The 7,046-nt window shown below is 72.2% G+C and carries 7 protein-coding genes; 3 read left to right on the plus strand and 4 right to left on the minus strand.

Features of this window, described 5'->3' with window-relative positions; translation table 11 throughout:
• Nucleotides 1-14 precede the first annotated feature (14 nt).
• Entirely contained in the window at nt 15-1,232 is a 1,218-nt protein-coding gene (locus ACZ4Z1_RS37855; protein WP_468491220.1) for a M20 metallopeptidase family protein, read from the plus strand.
• 88 nt (nt 1,233-1,320) lie between these two features.
• Here ACZ4Z1_RS37855 and ACZ4Z1_RS37860 read toward each other — a convergent pair whose 3' ends face one another.
• Nucleotides 1,321-1,914 (minus strand): TetR/AcrR family transcriptional regulator, encoded by a 594-nt coding sequence (locus tag ACZ4Z1_RS37860; RefSeq protein ID WP_468491221.1) that lies wholly within the window; start codon nt 1,912-1,914, stop codon nt 1,321-1,323.
• Nucleotides 1,915-2,244: 330 nt separating this feature from the next.
• Between ACZ4Z1_RS37860 and ACZ4Z1_RS37865 the strand changes: the two genes are divergently transcribed.
• On the plus strand, nt 2,245-3,117 hold the full coding sequence (locus tag ACZ4Z1_RS37865; protein WP_468491222.1) for an ergot alkaloid biosynthesis protein: 873 nt from the start codon (nt 2,245-2,247) through the stop codon (nt 3,115-3,117).
• Nucleotides 3,118-3,442: 325 nt separating this feature from the next.
• Here the strand turns inward: ACZ4Z1_RS37865 and ACZ4Z1_RS37870 are convergent, their stop codons facing one another.
• Together ACZ4Z1_RS37870 and ACZ4Z1_RS37875 are read right to left on the minus strand one after the other, a co-directional pair.
• Nucleotides 3,443-4,888, minus strand: a complete 1,446-nt coding sequence (locus ACZ4Z1_RS37870) for a S1 family peptidase (protein WP_468491223.1) — start codon at nt 4,886-4,888, stop codon at nt 3,443-3,445.
• Nucleotides 4,889-5,399: 511 nt separating this feature from the next.
• A complete protein-coding gene (locus ACZ4Z1_RS37875) occupies nt 5,400-5,828 on the minus strand; it encodes a nuclear transport factor 2 family protein (protein ID WP_468491224.1) in 429 nt (142 codons plus the stop codon).
• Nucleotides 5,829-6,144: 316 nt separating this feature from the next.
• Here ACZ4Z1_RS37875 and ACZ4Z1_RS37880 point away from each other — a divergent pair, with 316 nt between their 5' ends.
• On the plus strand, nt 6,145-6,423 hold the full coding sequence (locus tag ACZ4Z1_RS37880; protein WP_468491225.1) for a DUF6355 family natural product biosynthesis protein: 279 nt from the start codon (nt 6,145-6,147) through the stop codon (nt 6,421-6,423).
• Nucleotides 6,424-6,586: 163 nt separating this feature from the next.
• Here ACZ4Z1_RS37880 and ACZ4Z1_RS37885 read toward each other — a convergent pair.
• Nucleotides 6,587-7,046, minus strand: a 460-nt coding sequence (locus tag ACZ4Z1_RS37885; RefSeq protein ID WP_468491226.1) for a glycosyltransferase, incomplete at its 5' end; no start/stop codon positions are given.

The raw sequence follows: 7,046 nt of genomic DNA on the forward strand, positions 1-7,046 counted from the left end.
CTCATCATGGGCCCATGGGAGACGACAGCGACGGCACGCTCCTCCGGGACGCCCGGAGGCTGCTGCCGTGGATCACCGGCGTACGCCGCGAGATCCACCGCGCACCGGAACTGGGGACCACCCTCCCCCGTACGCAGCAGACCGTACTGCGCGAACTGTCCGGCCTCCCCATGACCGTCACCACGGGCGACCGGCTCACCTCCGTCACCGCCACGCTGACCGGTGACCGTCCCGGGCGGACGATCCTGCTCCGCGCCGACATGGACGCGCTGCCCCAGACGGAGGAGACCGGGCTCGACTTCGCCTCCCGCACGCCGGGCGTCATGCACGCCTGCGGGCACGACACGCACACCGCCATGCTGCTCGGCGCCGCCCGGCTGCTCGCCACCCGCAGGGAACGGCTGGCGGGCCGGGTGGTGTTCATGTTCCAGCCCGCCGAGGAGATCTGCCAGGGCGCGCAGTCCATGATCGAGGAAGGCGTGCTGGAGGCGCCGGACGGCAGGCCGGTGGACGCGGCGTTCGCCCTGCACATCACCACCCGGCACCCGTCCGGCACCGTCCACCTGCGGCCCGGCCCGCAGTCCGCCGCCGCCGACATGCTGACCGTCACCGTCCACGGCCGGGGCGCGCACGCCGCCGCGCCGCAGCGGGGCCTGGATCCCGTACCGGTGGCCTGCGAGATCGTCCAGGCGCTGCAGACGATGGTGACCCGTACGGTCGACGTCTTCGAACCGGCCGTCCTCAGCGTCACCCGCGTCACCGCCGGTACGGCATCCAACATCATCCCTGACACGGCGGAGATCGCCGGCACCTTCCGCACCCTGTCCGACGCCACCCGCAAGAAGGTCCGTGACGGCATCGTGCGGGTGGCGGACGGTGTGGCGGCGGCGCACGGCCTGACCGCCGAGGTGGAGCTTCCGGACGTGACGCCCGTGGTGGCCAACGACCCCGGCTTCGCCGGCCTGGTCACCCGCGCGGCGACGGAACTCCTCGGCCCCGGGCAGGTCGGCCTGCTGCCCCACCCGATCATGGCCGCCGAGGACTTCGCGTTCGTCCTGGAACGGGTGCCCGGCGCCATGGCGTTCCTCGGCGCCTGCCCGCCGGGGCAGGCCGCCGGCCAGGCGCCCGACAACCACTCCAGCCGGGTCGTGCACGACGAACCGGCGCTGGCCGTGGGGGCCGCCGTGCATGGCGCGGTGGCGTTGTCCTACCTCGCGGCGTGGTCCTTGTAGGGCGGCCGGACTCGCGTGGGGTGGTGACCGGTCGTTCCGTCGGCAGCGGCCCCGGCGCCTGCTGTCCCGGGGTCCCCTGCCCTGGTTCCTACTGTCCCGGCTCCTGCTGCCCCAGCACCTGCCGCGCGTACGCCGCGACGTGCGCCCGCATCCGTTCGGCCGTCACGCCTTCCGTGCCGGCCAAATGCTCGACGAGGTCGGCGCGGGTGGCGGCCAGCAGGGCGTGCGCGGTGAAGCCGCTGTCGACGATGCCGGGGACGCCGTCCAGCGTCTGCCGGAGCGTGGCGTGCCACCACTGGTAGTGCGCCGCCTGGTACGGGCTGCCGCTGCCGGCCTCCTCCAGGGCCAGGGAGAGGTGCCGGTTGGCCAGCTTGAAGCCGAGGACGGCGTCGAGCAGGGCCGGTACCCGTTCACGCGGCGGGGTGGCGGGCCCGAGGGGTGCCGGTCCGTTCTCGACGGCCCGGCGCAGCGGGTCAATCCGCGCCTCGACGAGGGCGCGGATCAGGCCGGTGCGGTCGCCGAACCGGCGGAAGAGGGTGCCCTTGCCGACTCCGGCCGCCGCCGCGACGTCGTCCATGGACACGCCGCGGGGGCTGTCGCTGCGGGCGAAGAGGTCGTCGGCGGCGGCGAGTACGACCTCCCGGTTGCGTACGGCGTCCACGCGTTCCTTCCGTGCGGTCACGGCCTCTCCCTCGTTTCCTCGTTCGACGCGGCACCCTTTACACAGCGGACCGGCAGTCCGTATGGTCCGTACGACTAACCGGACTCATAGTCCGCATCGGTCCGCATCATAGAGTAAGAGGCCCGGCCATGCCCGATTCCGCATCCTGCACTGTGTCCCACGCTGTGTCCGGCAGTGCGTCCGGCGCCGCCTCCCGCCCCGTATCCCGCACCCAAGGCCCCGCATCCAGCATCACCCGCTACCGCGACTACTGGAACCCGCTCGCGGCACCGGCGCCCCCCAGCGCGGCCAAGTCGTCGCCCACCGCACCGTGAGGAACGCAGCACACCCATGACATCTCCACAGCATGACCGCCGTCGCCCCACCGTCCTGGTCACCGGGGCCACCGGCACCACCGGCAGCCGCCTCGCGGCCCGGCTGGCCGCGCTCGGCTGCGAGGTCCGGGCCGCGAGCCGCCGCGCGACACCTCTGGACGGCACCCGGCCCGTCCGATTCGACTGGTACGACCCGGCCACGTACGCCGAAGCCCTGCGCGGTACGGACGGGCGCCAACCGGACGGGGTCTACGTCGTACCGCCCGTCGGGGACCGCGACCCGGCCGCCGTCGTACTGCCCTTCCTCGGCCAGGCCCGCGCGTCCGGTGTGCGGCGCGCGGTGCTGCTCAGCTCCTCGGCCATCGCCCGGGGCGGCCCTGCTGTCGGCCGGGTGCACGACGCACTGCCCGGGCTGTTCGACGAGTGGGCCGTGCTGCGGCCGTCGTGGTTCATGCAGAACTTCAGCGGCGACCACGTGCATGCGCGCAGCGTCCGCGAGGAGGGCGTCATCTCGACCGCGACCGGCGACGGCCGCGTCGGGTTCGTCGACGCGGACGACATCGCGGCGGTCGCCGCCCACGCCCTCACCGATCCGGCCGCCCCCAACACCGACCTGCTCATCACCGGTCCCGAGGCGCTGGGTTACGACGCGGTCGCCGCCGTCCTCACCCGCGTGACGGGCCGGACGGTGACCCACCGGCGGCTCACCCACGGACAGTTCCGCGACCGCCTGGCCACCGGCATACCCGGAGAATTCGCCACGCTGCTGGCCGACTTGGACCGTTCCGTCTCCGAGGGCGCGGAGGACCGCACCACCGACACCGTCGAGCGTGTCACGGGCCGCCCACCGCGCAGCTTCCTCACGTATGCGGAAGAGGAGCTGCGGTAGGCCGACGCGGCGGGGGAAACACCTGCTCACCCCGCGGTGCCGCGCTCCTGGAACCGGTACGCGCAGTACACCACGGCGCCCTCACGGCGAGCGCCAGGGACAGCACGATGCGGTAGCGGCCCGGGAAGCCCACACAGCGGCCCGTACGGCCGTGCTGGAGCGCGGTGAAGACCACCGTGACGGAGGCGGGCGCCGCCGTGTCGGCCAGCACCTGCCGTACGACGTGGACGACGGCCGCGCGCCGCGGGTCCGCCGCCAGCCGGCCGAGGCCGACGCAGGTTCCGGACCAGGCAGCCGGCACCGGGCGGCCAAGCTGAGCGGTGAGCTACCGCCCTGCCGACTCCTCCACCCTGGCAGCGGCATCGAAGCCGCCGGCAGCCGCGTCGCCGTCATCGCTGCCGCTGCCACTGCCACTGCCACTGCCACTGCCTGCATCGCTGCCACTGCCTGCGTCGATACCGCCGTCCGCTGCTCCACCGCCGTTGTCCGCAGCGCCGCCGCTGGCCGCTCCACCGTCGTCGCCCGCACCGATCTCGGCGCCCGTCGCTTCGAGGGCCTTGGTGACCGGCTGGAAGAAGGTCTCCCCGCCCTGCGTGCAGTCGCCGCTGCCCCCGGAGGTCAGCCCCACGGCCGCGTCTCCGGAGAACATCGGCCCGCCGCTGTCCCCTGGTTCCGCGCACACGTCCGTCTGTATCAGCCCGTTGACAATGTCGCCGTTGCCGTAGTTCACCGTGGCGTTCAGGCCGGTGACGGTGCCGTCCGACAGGCCCGTCGTGCTGCCGGACCGCTGTACCCGCATCCCCACGGCGGCTTCCGCTGCCCGAGATATGCGCTGCGTGCTGCCGTTCTGCAGGTCGACCGCGCTCTCCGGCCGGGCGCCCGCGTCATCGTAGGTCACCAGGGCGAAGTCGCTCTCGGGGAACCGGGCGTCGGCCACCGTGCCCAGCGGCTGCGCCCCCGCCTGGCCGGCCGACCAGGTCGCGCTGCCCTTGCCGCAGTGCCCCGCGGTCAGGAACGCCGGAGCGCCCCGCACCGTGACGTTGAACCCGAGTGAACAGCGCGCGTTCCCCCCGAAGATGGCGCTTCCCCCTACGGGCAGCGCTCCCGCACCACCGTCACTTCCTCCGGCCCCACCACCCTCATTTCCTCCGGACACAGCGCCGTCGCCGCCCCCGGCGTTCCCTCCGCCACCGCCATCCGAGTCGCCTCCGGAGCCACCGGTGTCCGCTGCCGCTCCCGCGGCGCTGTCCCCGCCCTCGCCGTGGTACCGCCGGAACTCCCCCGCCGACCGCTTGACGCTCACCATGCCTCCTCCCGCCTTCTCGACAGCTTCGGTCAGAGCGGCGAGTTTCTCGCCGGTGACCGTGCGGTCGGCGATGACCGAGACCCGGTTGGTCCTCGGGTCGATGGACCACGCCGTGCCCGGAATGGCGGCGGTGTCGCTCAACGTCCGCGTCGCCGCCTGCAGTTCGCTCATGCTGTTGCGTACGACGCGCGCCACGGCGCCCTCCGCCTCGACCCTTCTGGCGTCGTCCGCCGACAGGACGTTCATCACGAGCCGACCCTTCTCGGCGTCGAGATACCAGCCCGCCGTCCGATCGGTACCGAGGTCCGCTTTCAGGGCCGAGGCGACCTGCGCGGCCACCCCGGAGGAGAACGTCCGCGGTGAGCGCGGCCGGTCCGCACTCGCGTTGGCCTGCGGCAGGACGATCGCCGCTGCCACGAGGGCCGCTGCCGCGCCGCCTACGAGGACGCCGGTCCGCCTGTTCACATGCCGATGGCTCTTGTTCGCGTATCGGTGGCTCACTTCTCTGACCTCCAGCTGGGTCACAGGGGGAGCACACGGGAACGCACGCCGTGGTGGCGCGGTTGCCCCCGTGCACGGTGGGCACCCAGTTCTACGGAGGACACAGAGGTACCGACTCAGCCCTCCTCGCAACGCGTTGAATTCCCCCCGACCGCCCCACCACCCCCTTACACTGCCCCGCTTCCCGTACGCCCGCGATCACTGCTCGGCAGCGCCGAGGAGTATGTGCGCCAGCTCGGCAGCCTCGGTCAGGGGGCGCCCGGATGCGGCGTCGGACCGGCCACGATCCACGTCACTGCTCGTCCGCAAGCCCCTGCCCCGCGTAGTCGACCGCGGTCAGGTCTGCCCAGGAGCCCCCGCTCCCGGCCATGGACGCCTCCACCACCGCCCGGCCGTCCGGCCGGCACACCGGACTTGTCGGCGAGGCCCGACAGCGTCAGCGGATACGCGCCGTGCCCCGCCGGCCGGGCCGGGCTTACAAGTTGTCGCCCCAGCCGCCCTGGATCATGGTCTGGAACGCCCACTTCCCGTCCCGCCGGATCAGGATGTCGGCGTACCGCAGCTGCTGGCTCCGGCCCTCCTGCGTCATCGTCGAGTCCGTGAACACCACGGCCATCGAGGGCGAGAGGAAGACGGGCGTCCGGGTGGACTCGAAGGTGATGTCCTCGCCGCCCTCCCCCATCACGTGCGTCATCGTCGCGACGAACCGCTCCCGGTCCCACTGTGCCGAGCGGCCGTTGCCGGCCGAGTCGTCGCTCACGAGGTTGAGCGGGAACACGGCCATGTCGGCCATGCGTGTGACGTTGCGTTTCGCGCTCTGCGCGTCGTACTCCGCGAACCAGGCGTCCAGGCTCGCACGGTCCTCGTCGGTCGCTGCGTACCCGGTGTCAGGCAGGAAGGCCACGCGAACTTCTCCTCATGGACAGGGGCCTCGTGCGCTCACCGCGCGAGGCCGCGGAGGAGGAACGTACGCCCGTCGAGCATGGTAGTCAAGTTTGATTAGCAGGAGAGGGGGAGCGCTGCCCGGATTTTTCTCGTACCGGACTCGCGTCGAACTCGTGCGATCCGTCGCAGCACTCGGACCGGTGGTTTCCGTTCCACGTACGAGTGAGACGGCCTGACGTGTCGGGTGATCGAGGTGACGCTCTCTCCGTGCCGCGGCGGCCCGCGCCCGGCACCGGAAGGTCGACACTTCCACAACTCGACAAGGAGTCATGCACATGAGCCTTCGCCGTACTCTGCTGGCGACCCTCGGCGCCGCGGCCCTCACCCTCGGCATGTCCGTCGCGGGCGCTCCCAGCGCGGCCGCCACCCCCTGTGGCTTCTACGAAACTTCGAGGGACGCGTACTACAACCACTGCACGAGCGACGGCTCGCGCGTGATCATCGAGGTGGAGGTGTTCGGCCCCAACTACGAGCGCTGCGTGGGCCCCGGAGTCTCGTGGCTGGGCTCCGCCGGGCGGATCGACGGCGCGCACTACGTAGGCCGTACCTGCTGACCTGTTCGTAGTGGCCACCCGCACGAGCCGATGAAGTCCCCTGGCAACGTCCGCCGTTGCGAAGACACGCCGGTGGACGTTGCCAGGAAGGACGGTTCATCATGCGAAGGACGTCATCGTGGGTGGGACGTCATGGCGGGTGGGTGTTCGTGGTGGGTGGGGTTCATCGTTGGAGGAAGGTGAAGAGGTTTTCCCAGCGGTGGACGATTTCGTCGGTGGCGTAGCGCTGGATGTGGGTGCGGGCGGCGTTGCCCATGCGGTCGCGCAGGTCCTGGTCGCCGAGGAGGGTGTCGAGGTGGCGGGCGAGTTCGCTGGTGTTGCCGGGCGGGGCCAGCAGGCCGTCCTCGCCGTGGCGGATGATTTCGCGCACGCCGGGGGCGACGTCGAAGGCCACGCACGGCACGGCGGTGGCCATCGCCTCCATGGGGGCCAGCGGGAAGCCTTCGCCGCGGGAGCTGAGCACGAACACCGAGGCCTGGCGCAGGGCGCCGGGCACGTCGTGGGTGCGGCCCATGAAGGCGACGGTCTCGGCGAGGCCCAGCTGGCTGCTCTGCCGGCGCAGGGCGGCTTCCTCCTCGCCGGTGCCGTAGATGCGCAGCGTCCAGCCGCGGTGGCGGGCGGTG

This window comes from Streptomyces sp. NPDC030165 (genome assembly GCF_055573595.1).